The sequence below is a fragment of the Pedobacter sp. R-06 genome, from assembly GCF_049913135.1.
Taxonomy (GTDB): domain Bacteria; phylum Bacteroidota; class Bacteroidia; order Sphingobacteriales; family Sphingobacteriaceae; genus Pedobacter.
Map to the genome: position 1 here is coordinate 3,071,299 of NZ_CP183977.1, position 17,405 is coordinate 3,088,703.

Genomic DNA, 17,405 nt, shown 5'->3' on the forward strand with positions numbered 1-17,405 from the left:
AAGGTGTATGAAAATCATCAGTTGCATTAGCCTATTGCTGGTATTGCCAGCAATAGCGTTTATTACCGTTAACGAAGATCCAACCATCAATCAGATTCAGGTTATTGGTTCGCATAACAGTTATAAGCAAGCCATCAATCCGGCATTATTTACCGTATTTAAGAAAACGGATTCAGTATCTGCCAGTAAGATCGATTATGAGCACATTTCCATGCCAGAACAATTAAACATGGGATTAAGAAACCTGGAGATTGATGTTTATGCGGATTCTGCTGGTGGTCGTTATGCGCATCCAAAAGGTTTAGACTGGGCGAAAGGTCAACCCGCTTTTGATATTTCCGGAGAAATGAAAAAACCTGGTTTTAAGGTTTTACACATTCCAGAAATCGATTTTAGAAGCTCAGTACCAACTTTTGTAGGAGCTTTAAAAGTGTTGCGCACCTGGTCAGAAGCTCATGCAGATCATACACCGGTTTTTATTACGCTTGAGGCTAAAGATGATTCGATAAAAAAAACTGGATTTACATCACCAGAATTATTTACGACAAAGGTTTTTGATGAATTGGATAAAGTGATCTTAGAGAATTTAGGTAAAGAACATATCATTCTTCCTGATGAAGTAAGAGGTAAATACAGTTCGCTTCAAGATGCAGTACTTCATCAGAATTGGCCAAAATTGAGCCAGGCGAAAGGCAAATTTATTTTTGTACTGGATGCTACCGGCAAAAAAAGAGCAACTTATATCCTAAATCATCCATCGCTAAAAGGTAGAGTAATGTTTGCAAATTCAGATCCTGGCACACCTGAAGCTGCTTTTATGATTAGAAATAACCCTGAAGACAAACAGATTTCTGAACTGGTAAAAAAAGGTTACATCATTAGAACACGGGCCGATAACGATACGCAACAGGCCCGCAAAAACGATAAGGGTGATTTCAATTCGGCTTGTAATTCTGGCGCACAAGTTATCACAACAGATTATTATTTAAAAAGTACACATTTTAATTCCGATTACGCTGTCAGCTTTGCTGGTGGCAAATACTACAGAGCTAATCCCTTATTTAAAAATAAATAGAATATGAATAGAAGGTCATTATTAAAAGGTGGATTGTTGGCAGGTTTAACTATTCCATTTACAGGTGTAAGTGATGTTATCGCTAAACCTGTTGGCGGTTCAAAGAAAGCTAAAAACATCATCATGATGGTAAGTGATGGCATGAGTATAGGAACGCTGAATATGGCTGATTTATATTCGAACAGAATATTGGGGCTTAGTAGTAAATGGTTAGGCCTGTACCGCGATAACAGAGCTGTCAGGGCATTAATGGATACGGCATCTGCAAACGCTATGGTTACCGATTCTGCAGCTGCAAGTTCATCTTGGGGTGGTGGTATGCGGGTTCGAAACGGTTCGCTTAATGTAGGAATGAAAGGCGAAAAACCACAACCTATCCTTCAGAAATTTAAAGAAAAAGGTAAAAAGGTAGGTTGTGTAACTACTGTTCCCATAACGCACGCAACACCTGCCGGTTTTTGCATAAACATAGATAACCGTGGGGGGCAGGATATTATTGCAGAACTATACCTGGGCTTAAAGTTTGATGTGATGATGGGTGGAGGGCATAAATATTTCGGGGAGAAACGGCAGGGTGGAAACCTGATTCCAAAATATTTAACGCAAGGCTATAAAGTTGCTGAGAACAGAGCCGAAATGTTAGCCTTAGATAAATCAAAACCTGTTTTGGGCTTATTTGCAGAGGATGGAATGCCTTACGAGGTCGACAGACTGCATGATCAGGAACTCATAAAATCAACGCCGACGCTGGCAGAGATGACCATGAAAGCAATCGAACTGATGAAAGATCATAAAGATGGTTTTGCATTACAGGTTGAAGGCGGTAAAGTGGATTGGGCTGCGCATTCGAATGACCTAAGCGGTTTAATTTTCGATCAGCTTGCTTTTGATGAAGCTGTTGGAAAAGCAATAGAATTTGCCGAAAAAGATGGTGAAACCTTAGTTATCATCACCACAGATCATGGTAATTCTAACCCCGGTTTGTTCTATGCTGATGAAGCCAACAAAAAGTTCGATAGCCTTCAAAATTTTAAACACAGTAATACCTGGCTTTTAGCGCAGTTAAATCAATCGTTCAGTGAACAAAAAATAATTGATTTGATAAAAGAAAACCAAGGTTTCGAAATGAAATCGGAAGATGTAAAATCTTTATTAGTGCATTTCAAGGATATTGTTCCTGGTCAGCTTTACAACGAATCGAACCTACCATTTTACGAGTATGGTAAAATTTTGGGCAAATATACCGATGTACAATGGGCCGGAATGAACCATACCGGTGACTACGTGGAACTAACCATGTTTGGCCCGGGTTCGGAAAATTTGAAGCCTTTCGTTAAAAACTACGAGCTACATAACTTTATGCTCAAGGCAGCAGAAATGCCTGAAGCGTTTTTAGTTAAAGCTTAATCTTAGTTACACGGCAAACAAATAATCAGGCGCCTGCATTGCAGGTGCTTTTTTAATTCTAAATTAAATCACATTATGTCTATTCAATTAAAATATTTTCGTTTTTCATTTTGCCTTATTTTAATGCTCAATGCAGGCTATATCCAGGCACAGGAAACTATTAACCCTCCGGCAATCATAAATAAAAATGGCGTTTGGTTAAAAGGCGACTTACATGTGCATTCACGGCATAGCACAGAATCATCAAATAATTCGATAGCAAAAATCATTAATTTTTCTAAATCTGTTAAAATGGATTACGTGTGTATTACAGATCACGATAATCATGTAGATGGCGATGTGGAACAGCATACCTGGGCAGATCCAGAATTTAAATCAGACTCGCTTCTACTGTTATATGGTGCAGAATGGACGACAACCAGAGGGCATGGAAATGTATTTTCTGATAAACCGTATCATCATAAACGCTTATTTGATGTTCGCGATGAACGTGATGTTAATATTGGTAAAGTGAAAAAATCACTTCATATTCACTTATCGGCAAATCATCCGAGCGGAAAAGACAATTTTGGCTTTTCTTATGATCTGGTTCAATCGATTGAAGTTTGGAATTCGTCAGTTTGGCCAAAAAATGCAAATGCAATTATGATTTGGGATGATATGCTTTCATCAGGAAGAATGATGACGGGAAGAGGAGGAAGTGATGCACATCACGGTGTACCTACAGGAACTGAAAAACCAAGTACAAATACTTATCAGGCCGAATATAATTATGTGGGTACGCCAACAACCTGGGTTTTCGCAAAAGAGAAAAATTTAACGGCAATTGTTGATGCACTAACTCATGGAAAGGTTTCGGTGAGTTCAAATCCTTTCGCGCCAAGAGTAGAATTTTATGCTGATGCAAATGAAGATGGTAAATTCGAGATGATGATGGGCGATAATGCCATTTCTAAAGGTAAACCTGTAAAATTTTTGGCTCAGTTAATTGGTAATACTTTACCAGATGCTGATTACACCATTACCATCATTAAAAATGGAAAGAAATTGAATACTTACCATGCTAAAGGCAAAATACCAATGGTTCAATTTGAAGATACACCGGATACAAAAGGGAGAAGCTATTATCGGGTTACTGTCGAAGGCGTAAATACTCCTTATCCACAAGTACCAAAATCTATGGCTTTAAGTGAAAATATGGTTGCTCTAGCAAATCCGATTTATTTTAATTTCGACCCAAAATTTTAGATTTTCTTTAAAATCATTTAAAAAGGAAATATAAAGCCTGTCAAAGGAGGCTGTATCATAAGTTGTGATTCCATTCGAACTTGTAATGTTGAGCTTGTCGAAACGCTTTGCATTGCTTTCAGGTAATCTATGTTGCGCCAGTTGTGCCCCACTGCCTACTTTGCCCGGGAATGCGCCTTTTGCGCCTTTTGAATAAGTTGCCATAATTTTTGTTTTTTATTAAAAAAATGTTTGTATAAAAGGATTGCTGTTTATACCGCTATGTTTAAATCCATGCTCAAACCTAGCGACTTAGCAGCATTAGCACCTCATTTTGAGCTAAAATGAGCTAAATTGGACCAATTAACACGAATAATGAGCTAAATTGGACCGCTACGGTTGCCCCCCGCTGCCACAGCCGGGCCACTTGTGGCAGCCTGCTTAAGGGCAACATAACCATAACCAGTGTAGCCGATTGGCCAAAACAGGCATTGGCTTTACCTTTTAGGTAACCAAAAGGTAAAGCCGGGGTAAGCCTGAGGTAACGTTGGGGTTAACCTGGTAGCAACAAAGGGTAAACAACAGGTAAAGCAGGGGTAATTAAATATGGCCCTTTTCGCTGGCCTTTCCAGCTAGGCAGCCAGTAAATCTTTCAGGTAAAAGCGATCACCACCAGGTAGTTTTACATGCTTTAATGGCCTACCGATGTTCCGCAATGCTGTCTTTTCAAGCAGATAATAACCAAAAATATCTACAGATGGTCTGCCATCATTAAAACTGCTTTTAAATAGCCGGTAACCTAGTTTTTTGAGCAATAAAAAACCCCTCTAAGTTATCCTTAAAGGGGTTTAAAGTAGTGTCCCCACTGGGCGCCTCTCGAACCATTTCCTGGCCGATTTGCGTTTAATCGCAGATTTGGCAAAAATATAGCATAGCGTTCGACACTTATTGATTGCTCTATTTCTGCTTAATGATTTGCTGTATAGTTTCAAAATATTATACAGTATTGTTTTGATCAGGTTTGTGTGTTACTTAAATATTATCTTTTTATTTTCAGAATGACAAAAGAGAACATCAGACAGCGGCTTGGGAGATTTTCCGAGCCGCTGTCTTTGTTATTTGAGTTGAGATGGTTTACTACTAATGGTATTTATTTCGGTAATCATAGCGGTTTTGCTATTAAAGTCTGTAGGTCCAGAAGTATAATCGCCATCAAAGGCAACTCTGCCTTGTCCTTCTGCAATGGTATTAGGTCCGGTGTGAGAATCATCGATATTTATGATACCAGCAATTCCGTTTTTAATATTATTGCCGTCTTTTTCTCCAGACATTAAAAAAGCGTAAAAATTATAACCACCGTTTCTGTACGCTTTTACCTTTCCGTAAACGGTAAATTTATTTCCGCTTCCACTAATGGCGGTTACAACACTGGTATCTGCTGCACCGATAAAGTTTTTACCCAACATTTTTATGCTGAAATCGCTGGCACTTTGCTCATAAAGTTTAACTACGCCATCAATAAGCACATAACCAGGCTGATAGCTATCGTATGGTATATTACTGCTTTTTATGGTAAAAGGCTTAAATAAATAAGAACCATCGATATTTGGGGGCGTAGTACCCTTATTTATAGTAAAACCCAGTTTGGTCAAGCTATCCACATACTGTTGCGGAATAATATCTTCTATTTTCTTACTCAAGATTTCTTCATCGCTCGGATTAATATCTTTGCTTTTAGAGCAAGCCGCAAATTGTAGCACGACACCTACCATTAAAGCAAATGCACATCCTTTGATTACCATAGTTAAGTTTGTTGTTGTTTTCATTATGCAATTTTAATTTAAGTTTTAAAATGCCAAATTGCAACTGTGGTGCCATACCCAATAATTTGGCCCAAATAGATTGAAAATAACGATAAACCACTATATAGATCTACCTAAAACCAGGTATTTTAATTAATTTTTAAACAAAACCGTTGTCCTTTTTTCTAACGGACTTTTGTAGTCGCTTAAATTTTTGAAAAGCAGAGATTATTAATTTTGATGAGTTCTTAAAATGTTATCCAAGTGGATATAGGGGGATTATATAAGGGAGGTGCTATTAAATTTAATTTTTCGCTCCTCTTTATGTGTTATGGTAAATCAATCAAATGCAGATTATGATCTCCGGCTATATTTTCAATTATATCTATTTAATCAAAAATCAGACAGATCCTAAAAAGGTGCTTTAAAGAAAACTCAGGCAACAAAAAACCCCTCTAAGTTATCCTTAAAGGGGTTTAAAGCAGTGGGCCCACCTGGGCTCGAACCAGGGACCAAAAGATTATGAGTCTTCTACTCTAACCAGCTGAGCTATAGGCCCGGAAAAAAGGTATTCCTTTTTTGCGAGTGCAATGTTACAAATTTGAATTGAAATTAGGAAAATGTTTTCGGCATTTTTTCATAAAAAGAAAGAATATAAACTCATTTTCAAGTGTTTAATTTTAATCTTCATTTTGTTGATCCTCGTTTCTGATTAAAAATTGTGGATAAAACGCCTGTTAATCTATCCTTAAATCAATTTCGAATAGGTTATTTTTGTAATTGATATGAATACGCCCGATCCGGACAACCAACTTCTTTTAGATTTTTTAGCCACCACCAACCAGCCTGTTTTTTTAACGGGTAAAGCCGGAACGGGTAAAACTACCCTTTTGCGCAAGATTAGAGATACCACGAAAAAGAATTTTGCCATTGTTGCGCCTACCGCTGTGGCCGCAATAAATGCCGGAGGCGTAACGCTTCACTCCTTTTTTCAGATTCCCTTTGGCCCTTTGGTTCCGGTTGTTGATGAAAATGCGGAAACTAATTTTAAATACTCAGATGAAAAAACAAGGTTATTACGCTGCCTCGATTTATTGATTATTGATGAGATTAGTATGGTTAGGGTCGATCTAATTGATTTTATCGACCGTACCTTAAAACGCGTTAAAGGCTCTAATCGTCCTTTTGGTGGCGTTCAGGTGTTGATGATCGGCGATCTTTATCAGCTCTCTCCTATTTTTCATGATGCCTGGCATATCCTGGGCAGCTACTATTCCAGCCCTTACTTTTTCGATAGCCTGATTTTCAGGTCTACGCCAATGCTTACGTTTACCTTAGATAAAGTTTATCGCCAATCAGACCCCATATTTCTGGATATTTTGAACGGCATGCGCGAAAACAGCCTTGATGCTGGCTTACTAGCGAAACTGAATGAGCGTTACGATCCATCTCTAGATCAGGAATGGAAAGATGATTACATTACTTTAACCACGCACAACCAGCTGGTTAACGAAATTAACCAGGGCTGTTTAGAAAAATTACCCGGAGAAATTTTCGAATTTAACGCAGAAGTAAGTGGCGATTTCCCTAAGGATGCCTATCCTACTGATGAAAAACTCCAGTTAAAACTGGGCGCGCAGGTCATCTTTATCAAAAATGATTCGTCGGGTAAAAAGCAGTTTTACAATGGAAAAGCGGCAAAAATAACCGCTATTAGTCAGGATTCTATAAAAGTAACCTTTACCAATGGTGGCAGGGAAATCGAAGTAGAAAAAGAAATCTGGCAAAATGTTAAATATAGCCTGAGCGACGAAGAAAATAAAATCGACGAAACCAGCACCGGATCATTCTCACAATACCCTTTTAAACTGGCATGGGCTATTACGGTACATAAAAGCCAGGGGTTAACCTTTGATCAGGCGATAGTTGATGTAAGTACTGCATTTACCCACGGACAGGCTTATGTAGCACTCAGTCGCTGCAGAAGCTTAGAAGGACTTATTCTAAAATCACCTGTGGTTGCCGAAAACATTATTACCGATGCCAAGGTAATCAGTTTCACAAAAACCGCTCACCAGGATAAACCTACAGCTGAGCTGCTGGCACGTTATACCCAACAATATGCCTGGGGATTGATCCATGAATTGCTGGATTTCTCACTGGTTGCCAAAGACTGGGAAAAACTCGGTCGGTCTAAACTGATCGACAAAGACGAGAAAAATGCCTTTTTATCAATTTATGAACAAGGGAACCAGATCATTCAGCACGAAATCTTCAAAGTGGCCAGAAATTTTATCGCAAAGGAATTTTCTAAAATAAGCACCGATGAAAATCCGGCAAATGAAAGTGCTTTTATGGAACGTTTGCAGAAGGCATCTGATTATTTCGTTCCGAAACTGGAACAGCTCATGACTTTAATGGCAAGAATTGTGGGCATCAACTTTTACAATGATACCCACTCTGATAAACTACTTACAGTATTAAACGACTGTAAAGATGCACTCCAGATAAAACTGGCTTTATTTAAAATTTCGTGGAATCCATTTTCAATCAAAGGTTATATTGATACTTTACATGCGGCAGGCAATAAACAGCCAGAGAAAAAACCGGTTAAATCGAGCATCAAGCCGAAAGAGATTTCCAATCCACAGGTTTATAAAAACCTGGTCGAATGGCGCAAAACAATCGCGCTGCAACGGGGCACTCAAGATTATGCGGTGCTTTCAGATTTAGCACTACTTTCCATTGCCGAAAAAATGCCCAGAACTACCGACCAACTGGCGGCACTTAAAAGTGTAGGCATTGGCAATGCAAAAGAACTTGGCCAGCAGATTACCCGTATTGTAAACGCCCATCTGGGTACAAGCGAGTTATTCTAAATAACTTAAGCGTTTATTGCCTTTACAATAAAGAAAATATTTAAAACAAGGTAAACGGTTAAAAGCGAGATGGAGAAAAACCGATCAAACCTTTCGGCTTTTTTCTCCTCTCCTCTTTTGATCATTTTTAAAGAAAAGGCTGTTAATATGATAACGATCAAAATAAATACCAAAGTAATTCCATGCAAAGTATCTACCAGGGTAAAAGTAGTCGATTCGGGGAGCGAACCATCAATAATGTATTTATTACCGATTACAGCAAAAAGAGAGCCTACACTTAATCCAAAGCGCGAATCAATGCTATCAGCATGGATATAAAAGCACATATAGGCAATTAAGAATGCCACATACATGCCTAAAAACATTTTCCAGAATAATCCAAAAGCATCTCTGCTAATCCCGATCCTCACCTTATAACTACTATATTCTGTTCTTGGCACTTTTATACCTGGATCGCCAAAAGCCGTTTCATAAATTTTATTGGCTGCAGAGGTTTTTAAACTATCGATATTCCAGCCGCGTAGGGTAAAGCGAGGATCAAACTGCTTACCTAAAGTATCAGGAACAAACACCAAGGCTGCTGAATCGAATTGCGAATTTTCTACAGAAAGCCTCAGCAGTTGATGGTCGAATGGAAAATTATTGATTGACCACGAGTCTTTCATTACACATTGCAATTTCATTAACATGTATACCTCATTACCAATGCTATCTATAGTTGAAAATGATTTGCTAACCGTTTTGGCCTGCGGTATCTCCAGGTTATCAGCAAAATTAAACTCCTTGTTTTTATATTTTAGCCATAGCCAGAAATTAATGGTATATTCTTTGTCTTTAAAATCTATATCGTGGATACTGGTTACGTAAATTCCGGTTTTTACGGTATCTGGTGTATTTTTCTGTGCTAAAGAAACTGTAATTATACAGAAAAGCTGGAGCATTAAACCCAGTAAAAAGATTTTGGCGGTTTTCAACTGTGTTTTAATTTATGGTGTAAACAATTTCTTAAATATACAGAATAAGACTTTATTTATAAGCGATATTTTTAGCTTATAAAGCTTTCAGGCCTCGCTTTTTTTTAATACTTTCGCAACCCCATTTTAGTCGCCAAACACACCAGCATATCAAGCCATGAGTAAGTTTTTATACGGAATCGATTTTGGAACAACCAATTCGGCACTTTCTATTTATGATGAAGAAAAGAAAGAAATTGTAGATACGATTTCTATCCCCTCATTAATCTATTTTACAGAAGTAAAAAGCGTTATTGATGGTGAAAGTCATATTGTTGGCGAAAAAGCAATAGATGCTTACCTGAGCGATGGTATGAAAGGCCGCTTTATCAAATCCATTAAACAGATTCTTTCTAGAACTACTTTTACCGAAACGCGTATTCACAATAAACGATATACAGCTTCCGATCTGGTTACGCTCATTCTTAAAGACCTGAAAGAAAAAGCCGACCTGATTACGGGCGAAGATTGCCACAAAGCCATTATCGGCCGTCCGGTTTTCTTTGATGATGATAATACCATGAAAGATACCCTGGCGCAAACCAGGTTAAAAAAAGCAGCTGAAAGCGCAGGTTTTACTGATGTGCGTTTTCAATTCGAACCTATCGGGGCAGCCTTTGCCTACGAAAAAACAATCAAGAAGAAAGAACGTGTTCTGGTGGCCGATTTAGGTGGAGGTACAACAGATTTCACTTACCTGATCCTTGATCCGGATAAGGTTGGCAGCAAAGACCGTAAAAATGATATGATAGCCTCAGGTGGTATCTACATTGGTGGCGATAGTCTTGACTCCGCTTTTATGTGGGATAAGGGAACGCCATATTTCGGGAAAAACACGATGTATGAGGCAACACCCGGCAAAATTTTAAATGTACCGAAATCGCTCTTTGCCAATATCTGCACCTGGGATAAAATGAACTTTTTTAACGGTTTAAAAATCCAGAAAGAGATTGAAGAGTATTATTATTACTCTGGAAACGATCCGAAATTTAAAAACCTGATCACGTTGATCGAAAACAACCTGGGTTATTCTTTATTCAGATCGATAGAGAAAACAAAAATCGAACTTTCTGATCGGCCTGTTTCTACATTTGCCTATAACAATATGGAAATCGAGATTGATGAAAATATTTCACTCGAACAGTATAATTCAATTATCGAAAAAGACATCAACAAAATTGATACTTACCTGGATCAATTTATGGAGACTTACAAAATCAATCCAACAGACATTGATTGTTTGTTTCTAACAGGCGGAACATCTATGGTTTCGGCAGTCCAAAACCTGTTTAAAACCAAGTTTCCGCACATCCCATTAAACTCTGGCGATAACTTTAAAAGTGTGGCTAAAGGATTGGCTTATAGTGGCTATCTATTTGAGGATTAAAGATAAATCTGCAACACAGCAGCACTGCCTGCATACGTCATAGGCCAAGGAGAAGAAATGCTGATTTGAATTTGGAGCGCAATGCCTGTGCAAAACACTCAGTTTCTTCCCGTTTTACGCTTTTACGCTTCGCTGCCTCGTTCCTCGTTGCTGCAGGGTAACGCTTCAACCGGGGCTAATGGGCCAGAACAGTATTTCATTTTTGTGGTTGCAGGATGCACAAACCCTTGTTCCTAAACCCGTATTCTATGGTTTATGCAAATAAAAAGTTTTTTTTCTGAGGAGCATTACTTTAGATTTATGCAGCAGGCTCCAGGAGGTATGGCGTACCTCTTTTAACAGCAGCAAAAGCTCTGCTCAGTAGCTTATTTTTTATCACATTCAGTACACACATAGCGTTTTTTCCCTCAGCTTTTTTTCGATCATAGTATCGTTTGAATTCGTTATCTTTTTTTATCGTGTTTAGCGCACACATGGTCAGTAACGCCTTTAGTTTTTTATTGGCGAGGTTGCTTACCCGGTTTCTCCCTCGTATACTCGTCCCCGAGCTATGTGGAAATGGGGCTATTCCACAATAGCTCGCAAACTTTCTGTAGTCTGAAAATGCAGCGAAGGCTTCAGTATGGATCAGGATAAACATAGCCGTCTGCTTTCCGATCCCATGCACGCTCTGCACAAGGCTGAACTGTTCGTTTAGTTCCTGGTCCTCTGTTATTAAGGCTGCCAACTCGATATCTACCTTTTTTATCCGTTCGGCGTAAAGGGCAAGCATTTCCTGGCTATCGGCTATGCAATAGCCAGCGTTCTCCCTATCAAATCCTTTAAGCGCTGAGCAGGTGCATTTAAAAGAGGTCTGGTGTCTTACCAACTGTTCGCGGTGTGCTAGCAGGTGTTTGAGTTTTGAGCTTGTTGCCGAAGGAAGGAGGTAAGGACGGGCTTTGTGCTGATTTGAAAAAGCATAGCTTGCGATTGCCTGTGCGTCAGCCTTATCAGATTTCCCCCGTTTAAGTCCAATGGAACGCTTAATGTGCAGCCCGTTTTCAACCCATATAGATAAATCATTTGCATGCATAAAGTTGGTTATGGGGCAGATATAAATACCTGTATGCTCGCAACAGAAAAGAACCTTCTTAAGCGCGATACCATGTATGGAAAGCCATTCCAGCATTAGGCCAAAGCCATCATAGCTGTTCTTAAAAACATGGTGGAGGGGCTTGTCGAAACAGGCCTGTGTAACAACAGCAACATCGATGGTTGATTTGGAAATATCTATTCCAACAAATAGTTCATAATTCATAACTTTACGGTTAAGTGAAATGGAAATCCTAAAGTTGAATAAAACTGAATCCCTTAATAGTCCGCTAGACTAAAATTCTATATGGTTCTTGTTCAACTAAAAAGCAGAGGTCTGTTACAGGTTCTAGATCGTAAGTCTGGATCGCAGCATAGTTCACCTCTGCTTTTAAGGGTTCCTTTGTCAAATTTAATTCTTTGATAATCTTTCTCAAACCTAAGGGATTGGAGCGAACATACCGATTCTTCGTCGGTATAAAGCGTAAAGCGGGGCTGACAGCCGCCAAGAACCACAAGTCATTCATTTTCTAATCATTATTCCTCCATTATACTACCAATGGCCGATCAAAAAAAGGTTGGTGAGACACCAACCTTGGAATTCATTTTAAAATGATTTTTTAACCTGTTTATTTCCAAATGGGCGAACATTGCCAGTCGCTTTTATACCAAAGCGTGATGGCAGGTTAGACGAACAACAAACCGCGGGCTTATATTTCACTTTCACTTGAGTATTCTGCTTCACCGGACCATTTTTACAGGCAAAAAGCAAAGTACAGCTCAAAATTAGAATTGGCTTAATTATCTTCATCTATTTTTCAATTTCCGGCCAATCAAAGAGAGGATTTTCTGATGGTGTTTTGGCCTGCTTCATTAAAGCATAAAGCGCTTTAACGGTTTCAGGATTTTTTGCCGCAATATTATTCTTTTCACCAATATCACTTTTTAAGTTATACAGTTCCAGCTTTTCTGCAGTTCCTTTGTTTCTAAAACGGATCAATTTCCAGTCGTCTTTGGTTACAGCTTCTTTCAGGCCATCTTCGTTAAACTGCCAGTAAAAATATTTATGTTCTTTAGCTGCTTTTTTACCACTTAACAAAGGAGAAAAAGACAATCCATCAATATTTTTTGGTGATGCTGTTCCTGTTAGCTCTCCAAGGGTTGGCAATACATCCCAAAATGCCCACGGCGTTGGATTAACCTGACCTGCAGCGATTTTGCCCGGCGCCCTTACAATTAATGGTACGCGGATGCCACCTTCATACAGATCTCTTTTTACCCCCCTAAACTCGCCACTGCTGTTAAAAAACACCGGATCGGCACCACCTTCTTTATGTGGGCCGTTATCACTGGTAAAGAAAATGTAGGTATCGTTATCCAAGCCTAATTTTTTGATCAATGCTACAATAGTGCCCACATCAGTATCAAGTTTATTTACCATGGCCGCAAAAGCAGCATGCGGCTGTGCCTGACTATCATAGTTTCCTTTTTTTTCAAAAGGTTTTTCAGGTGGGAATTTACTCGAACCGTCTGCATTCTGGAACTTCTTCAACAGTTCTGCCGGTACTTTCAACTCTGCATGCGGAACAGTTAAAGGCAGATACAAAAAGAAAGACTGATCCTTATTGGCGTTAATAAAATCAACCGCTTTATTTACAATCAGGTCTTCAGTGTATTTTGCAGTATCAACAGGCACTTCTACTGTTTTACCACCAACAATTTCGTACAAATGATTGGTGTAATAATCGTGTGCATGCGATTGATCCAGGTATCCATAAAAACTATCAAAACCTTTTAAATGCGGGGCACCTTTACTGTCTTCATCTCCTAAACCCCATTTACCAAACATGCCTGTTTTATAACCGTTTCTTTTTAAACGTTCGGCCAAGGTGGTATCCTGCGCGCGTAAAGCAGCAAGACCATCTTTTGCTTTCGCATTGCCTCTTATCCAGGCATGGCCCATGGTATAACCAGTCATTAAAGCACATCTTGAAGGTGCGCAAACGGTATTTCCAGAATAGAAACGGGTAAACTTAATTCCTTCTTCAGTTAGCTTATCCAGATTTGGGGTTGGAATTTTAGAATTTGGGTTAAAACTGTGCACATTACCATAGCCAAGATCGTCAGCCAGAATAAAAATAATATTGGGTTTCTTTTTGCTTTGTGCTTGTACAGAAGCAAAACTGGCCATAAGCATAGCAAAAGCTATAAATTTTAAAACATTTAGTAAGGAAAAAGATTTCATAAACTCTTGTTTCACAATGATTATATTTTGGCAAATATAATTTTTTGCAAATAATCTACAAACTTACTAGACTTTTTATTTTACCTGCCCGAGATTAGCGCAGACGCATATTTGTAAACACTAAAATACAACTTCGTAACATTATTAGGAATATTTTTTTTCTTTAAGCTAAGATTTTATAATTTAGCCAATGCAAAATTGGTGCGGCTGATAAAATAGATGCAGTAAGCAAAACTTTACGCGTTAGGCGTGAAAGCAATTAATGTAGTGAGGTCTGGAAAACCTGTTCTCTAGAAGAGATGAAATCGAAGTGACGAACATTTCTTTGGCAGACGCACCAATTTTTCATTCAATTTAAGTTAGGCGACTAAATTGAAGTACCGATATGCCTTTATGCCGTCTAAAACTCGTGCTAAAATTGGTGGTTTGTTCAAAGCCCAATAGTTCGGCTATTTCATCAACCGTATAATCGCTATGAAGCAACAATTCTTCCGCTTCGCGCATAATCCGATCTTTTATAAGCACTGTTAAGCTTTTTCCAAGTACGCGGTCTAAAAATTTGTTCAATTTGCCAGGGCTCATCCCCATGCCTTCCGCATAAAACCGAATGGACCTTTCTTGCCTATAAAATTGTTCCAAAATGGCCCTAAACCTTAATACCTGCTGTAAATCATCTAAGGTTAAAGCAGCAAGATAGCCTTCTAAACCAGCTGTAAAACCCAGAAATAATGATAAGTATTGCGCTAAAAAGGGCATGTCTTTTTTAATATTGATTTCTTTTTTTAGCTGATCGAGCAAACTATAGGTTTTAGTTGATTTTTGCGAATCGAGATCCCTGAAAGACAAATTTAAGAAGAGATTCTTAGCCTGGGGATCTAAATGCTGAAGTAAAAATTCGGCATATAATAAACTGCTAAAACTGAGCCAATAACCTGAGGTAATTTCTCCTTCGAGCCTAACCAGGCCTTCTTCCGGAATAAAAAATACCCGGCCTTTTAACAAGGGGTAATCGCCAGAATTCATGCACAAAAAGCCATTCCCCTCACGCACAATCAACATACGCATAGGGTATGCTGCCTGCAACGCACGTTCTCTTTTAAAAAAACCGGTAATTGGCTCTAGCTGTATCATAACTTAAGGATAAACAACGGTAAGACCAAATTTATCAGATTTGGTTACAAGTTGCTAAAATAATCTATTATAATGATTAAATTCTATCTGTAAAACAGGCTATAAGGATCAAAGCATTAATAATTATTAATCCTTCGGATCAACAATTAGCACATTTATTGCAATTGATAATATTTGATGCAATTCAAAAGAAACCTTTAAACCCTTTTTTAGATTAAATCCATTTATTGGGCCACTTTGATAAAACAGCACTTCTTCTCCAATATCGTTCCTGATTTTTCCAAAGCCTTCAGTTTCATTATAAAAATCTATCGTTCCCATTTCTTTTGTCACCATTTGTACCCTTTTGCGTTAACTAATATATAGCTAACCAAAAAACTGTGCCAAATAATAAATAGACTGGTAATATGACACAAAAAGAATCTTCCGTAAATGATCTGCCTATGCAGATAGCACCATCACTTTAATGGCCTCGATGCCACTTTGCGTAAATTCAATGTCAAACTGAACAATATTATTGGGTTTTATCGGATCGATTACCCCACGGGCAAAAACACTCACTTCGCGCCCACCATTTGATGGTGTAATGCTGCCAACACCTTCTTTAGGATTATAAAACTTTACGGTACCTAATCTCATAACGGCATTAAATCAGTTTTACATTAACCGCATTGGGACCTTTTTTTCCTTGTGCGATTTCAAACTCTACCCGATCATTCTGGCTTATTTTATCAACCAAGCCTGTAACATGAACAAAAACTTCTTCGCCGTCTTCTGTTATAATGAAGCCAAAACCTTTAGATTCATTATAAAATTTTACTGTTCCTTGCATTTAATTTAGATTTAATACAATAAACATACAAAAACTCAAAAAGTTTTAGCAATTAAATAGATTTCTAAGCCTAATCTATAGATCAAACGACAATTAATGATGATTTTTATGTTTGAACAAACAAAACACGTGTAAACAAAAAAGATGCAGACTGAGCCAGCAATTTCTTCCCTATTTTATTGTGTTACACTAAGCCTTAACCAAGCGCATTTGGATCAAAAGCTGGCAAAAACAAGCACACATTACCAACATCGATATCACGATTGGCATAACATAAGGTAATACAAAGCCTTTAATAGAAGAAAATTTATAAAAACCGCTCCCATTAATAAGCGCTCAGCTTACATTTATGCTTAGCGCACCCCAAGCAACCCTAAATACTAAAAGGCTGTTTTGAATACCAGAAAATGAATTCTTTTTTTATCCGGATACCGAATTTTGCCGCATCATCAAAATAAATCATTCGAAGAGAAAAATTTCTCTTTAAAAAAGTATTTGAAAATTGAACTAACCCTTTTTTCCACTAAAAATCACAAAGAAAACACTAAAACCACTTAAAAGGAAAACTATTCCAAGAATCAAATTTACTTTATCGCCCATTCTGTAAGTTACAGATTAAAATCAGAATGACAATAGGCTGACACAAAAAAAGTCAAAAAACAACTTGAAGTTGTATTATTTTTAATATTAATAGCCATTTTACACTGATTCCGATAAGCCCTGGTTGATATAATATAAGTTGATGACTGATCCGATCGCTAATTTTAAGCCCTTGAGAAATAAGAATTAAAACCTGCTTTTAAACCGATTTTTTTCTAAAAACAGATAGGCTTGCTACTAAATGCATGTATGAAATCAATTATCTTATGGTAACTGATTTTAAATAGTCTAAAGAGAATGCGCTGAACAGGGATTAAGTATCATTTTAAAACCGAAATCTTTATATTAAAGTTTTGGGCCTCGCCTTAAGTTTAGCTGTACCCATTATGTTTTTAGCAACTACCCCTCTTTTCGTGATAGCAGTATCAAATTCGACTGTACTTCCAACATACAAACCTTTCGCTTTGCAATCTACTATATCGAAATAGATGCTTTCTAAAACCAAATATTGAGAGATTAAACCGAAACCCCTTTCTTTATTGTACGCTGTTATTACTCCAGTCATCGTATTATTATTATTAGCGTGTATACCTACATAAAACTAACATTACCAGCACAATACCTATTGAACAGTAGAGATTCTTTAAGAAAAAATAGATAACCGCAATAATTTTGTTGATGTAAGAATTTTGACCGAAAACGTTTTATAATTTCATTTTGAATCTAAATTCAATCA

The 17,405-nt window shown here is 37.9% G+C and carries 16 protein-coding genes and 1 tRNA gene; 5 read left to right on the forward strand and 12 right to left on the reverse strand.

Translation table 11 applies throughout. The features are described from left to right. Positions 1 to 7: 7 nt before the first annotated feature. The 3 genes from ACN9MR_RS12550 (at position 8) to ACN9MR_RS12560 (ending at position 3,730) form a co-directional block, all read left to right on the forward strand. On the forward strand, positions 8 to 1,075 hold the full coding sequence (locus ACN9MR_RS12550) for a phosphatidylinositol-specific phospholipase C1-like protein (RefSeq protein ID WP_426330010.1): 1,068 nt from the start codon (positions 8 to 10) through the stop codon (positions 1,073 to 1,075). Positions 1,076 to 1,078: 3 nt separating this feature from the next. Next, on the forward strand, positions 1,079 to 2,482 hold the full coding sequence (locus tag ACN9MR_RS12555; protein ID WP_426330011.1) for an alkaline phosphatase: 1,404 nt from the start codon (positions 1,079 to 1,081) through the stop codon (positions 2,480 to 2,482). Between the two features lie 75 nt (positions 2,483 to 2,557). Then, complete coding sequence (locus ACN9MR_RS12560) at positions 2,558 to 3,730, forward strand: CehA/McbA family metallohydrolase (RefSeq protein WP_426330012.1); 1,173 nt, start codon at positions 2,558 to 2,560, stop codon at positions 3,728 to 3,730. Here ACN9MR_RS12560 and ACN9MR_RS12565 read toward each other — a convergent pair. The 4 genes from ACN9MR_RS12565 to ACN9MR_RS12580 form a co-directional block, all read right to left on the reverse strand. Then, on the reverse strand, positions 3,689 to 3,934 hold the full coding sequence (locus tag ACN9MR_RS12565; protein WP_426330013.1) for a hypothetical protein: 246 nt from the start codon (positions 3,932 to 3,934) through the stop codon (positions 3,689 to 3,691). The two genes, ACN9MR_RS12560 and ACN9MR_RS12565, sit on opposite strands and share 42 nt — an antisense overlap. A 407-nt stretch (positions 3,935 to 4,341) precedes the next feature. After that, positions 4,342 to 4,524 carry a hypothetical protein gene (locus ACN9MR_RS12570; RefSeq protein WP_426330014.1) on the reverse strand — a complete coding sequence of 61 codons (183 nt, stop codon included), beginning with the start codon at positions 4,522 to 4,524 and terminating at the stop codon, positions 4,342 to 4,344. A 300-nt stretch (positions 4,525 to 4,824) separates the two neighbouring features. Next, a complete protein-coding gene (locus tag ACN9MR_RS12575; protein ID WP_426330015.1) occupies positions 4,825 to 5,535 on the reverse strand; it encodes a hypothetical protein in 711 nt (236 codons plus the stop codon). Positions 5,536 to 5,996: 461 nt separating this feature from the next. Continuing rightward, positions 5,997 to 6,070 (reverse strand) — tRNA-Ile (locus tag ACN9MR_RS12580). Between the two features lie 226 nt (positions 6,071 to 6,296). Between ACN9MR_RS12580 and ACN9MR_RS12585 the strand changes: the two genes are divergently transcribed. Continuing rightward, positions 6,297 to 8,390, forward strand: coding sequence for an HRDC domain-containing protein (locus ACN9MR_RS12585; RefSeq protein ID WP_426330016.1), 2,094 nt, complete (start codon positions 6,297 to 6,299; stop codon positions 8,388 to 8,390). Positions 8,391 to 8,395: 5 nt separating this feature from the next. Here the strand turns inward: ACN9MR_RS12585 and ACN9MR_RS12590 are convergent, their stop codons facing one another. Next, entirely contained in the window at positions 8,396 to 9,364 is a 969-nt protein-coding gene (locus ACN9MR_RS12590; protein WP_426330017.1) for a hypothetical protein, read from the reverse strand. A gap of 157 nt (positions 9,365 to 9,521) precedes the next feature. Between ACN9MR_RS12590 and ACN9MR_RS12595 the strand changes: the two genes are divergently transcribed. Further along, positions 9,522 to 10,790, forward strand: coding sequence for an Hsp70 family protein (locus ACN9MR_RS12595; RefSeq protein ID WP_426330018.1), 1,269 nt, complete (start codon positions 9,522 to 9,524; stop codon positions 10,788 to 10,790). A 298-nt stretch (positions 10,791 to 11,088) separates the two neighbouring features. Here ACN9MR_RS12595 and ACN9MR_RS12600 read toward each other — a convergent pair whose 3' ends face one another. From ACN9MR_RS12600 to ACN9MR_RS12630, 7 genes are all read right to left on the reverse strand, one after another. Then, positions 11,089 to 12,087, reverse strand: coding sequence for an IS110 family transposase (locus ACN9MR_RS12600; RefSeq protein ID WP_426330019.1), 999 nt, complete (start codon positions 12,085 to 12,087; stop codon positions 11,089 to 11,091). 585 nt (positions 12,088 to 12,672) lie between these two features. Next, positions 12,673 to 14,106 (reverse strand): arylsulfatase, encoded by a 1,434-nt coding sequence (locus ACN9MR_RS12605; protein WP_426330020.1) that lies wholly within the window; start codon positions 14,104 to 14,106, stop codon positions 12,673 to 12,675. A 354-nt stretch (positions 14,107 to 14,460) separates the two neighbouring features. Continuing rightward, entirely contained in the window at positions 14,461 to 15,237 is a 777-nt protein-coding gene (locus ACN9MR_RS12610) for a helix-turn-helix domain-containing protein (RefSeq protein WP_426330021.1), read from the reverse strand. 126 nt (positions 15,238 to 15,363) lie between these two features. Further along, positions 15,364 to 15,573: a hypothetical protein gene (locus ACN9MR_RS12615; protein ID WP_426330022.1), complete on the reverse strand. Its 210-nt coding sequence runs from the start codon at positions 15,571 to 15,573 to the stop codon at positions 15,364 to 15,366. A 105-nt stretch (positions 15,574 to 15,678) separates the two neighbouring features. Beyond that, positions 15,679 to 15,876, reverse strand: a complete 198-nt coding sequence (locus ACN9MR_RS12620) for a cold-shock protein (RefSeq protein WP_131032641.1) — start codon at positions 15,874 to 15,876, stop codon at positions 15,679 to 15,681. Between the two features lie 7 nt (positions 15,877 to 15,883). After that, a complete protein-coding gene (locus tag ACN9MR_RS12625) occupies positions 15,884 to 16,069 on the reverse strand; it encodes a cold-shock protein (RefSeq protein ID WP_426330023.1) in 186 nt (61 codons plus the stop codon). Between the two features lie 940 nt (positions 16,070 to 17,009). Then, positions 17,010 to 17,234, reverse strand: a complete 225-nt coding sequence (locus tag ACN9MR_RS12630; protein ID WP_426330024.1) for a cold shock domain-containing protein — start codon at positions 17,232 to 17,234, stop codon at positions 17,010 to 17,012. Between the last annotated feature and the right edge of the window lie 171 nt (positions 17,235 to 17,405).

Excerpts from the sequence above, each read along its gene's own strand:
- ACN9MR_RS12565 (WP_426330013.1), bottom strand. The coding sequence starts at position 3,934 with ATGGCAACTTATTCAAAAGGCGCAAAAGGCGCATTCCCGGGCAAAGTA.
- ACN9MR_RS12595 (WP_426330018.1), top strand. The coding sequence starts at position 9,522 with ATGAGTAAGTTTTTATACGGAATCGATTTTGGAACAACCAATTCGGCA.
- ACN9MR_RS12605 (WP_426330020.1), bottom strand. The coding sequence starts at position 14,106 with ATGAAATCTTTTTCCTTACTAAATGTTTTAAAATTTATAGCTTTTGCT.
- ACN9MR_RS12555 (WP_426330011.1), top strand. The coding sequence starts at position 1,079 with ATGAATAGAAGGTCATTATTAAAAGGTGGATTGTTGGCAGGTTTAACT.
- ACN9MR_RS12615 (WP_426330022.1), bottom strand. The coding sequence starts at position 15,573 with ATGGTGACAAAAGAAATGGGAACGATAGATTTTTATAATGAAACTGAA.
- ACN9MR_RS12600 (WP_426330019.1), bottom strand. The coding sequence starts at position 12,087 with ATGAATTATGAACTATTTGTTGGAATAGATATTTCCAAATCAACCATC.
- ACN9MR_RS12575 (WP_426330015.1), bottom strand. The coding sequence starts at position 5,535 with ATGAAAACAACAACAAACTTAACTATGGTAATCAAAGGATGTGCATTT.
- ACN9MR_RS12620 (WP_131032641.1), bottom strand. The coding sequence starts at position 15,876 with ATGAGATTAGGTACCGTAAAGTTTTATAATCCTAAAGAAGGTGTTGGC.
- ACN9MR_RS12610 (WP_426330021.1), bottom strand. The coding sequence starts at position 15,237 with ATGATACAGCTAGAGCCAATTACCGGTTTTTTTAAAAGAGAACGTGCG.
- ACN9MR_RS12625 (WP_426330023.1), bottom strand. The coding sequence starts at position 16,069 with ATGCAAGGAACAGTAAAATTTTATAATGAATCTAAAGGTTTTGGCTTC.
- ACN9MR_RS12550 (WP_426330010.1), top strand. The coding sequence starts at position 8 with ATGAAAATCATCAGTTGCATTAGCCTATTGCTGGTATTGCCAGCAATA.
- ACN9MR_RS12585 (WP_426330016.1), top strand. The coding sequence starts at position 6,297 with ATGAATACGCCCGATCCGGACAACCAACTTCTTTTAGATTTTTTAGCC.
- ACN9MR_RS12630 (WP_426330024.1), bottom strand. The coding sequence starts at position 17,234 with ATGACTGGAGTAATAACAGCGTACAATAAAGAAAGGGGTTTCGGTTTA.
- ACN9MR_RS12560 (WP_426330012.1), top strand. The coding sequence starts at position 2,558 with ATGTCTATTCAATTAAAATATTTTCGTTTTTCATTTTGCCTTATTTTA.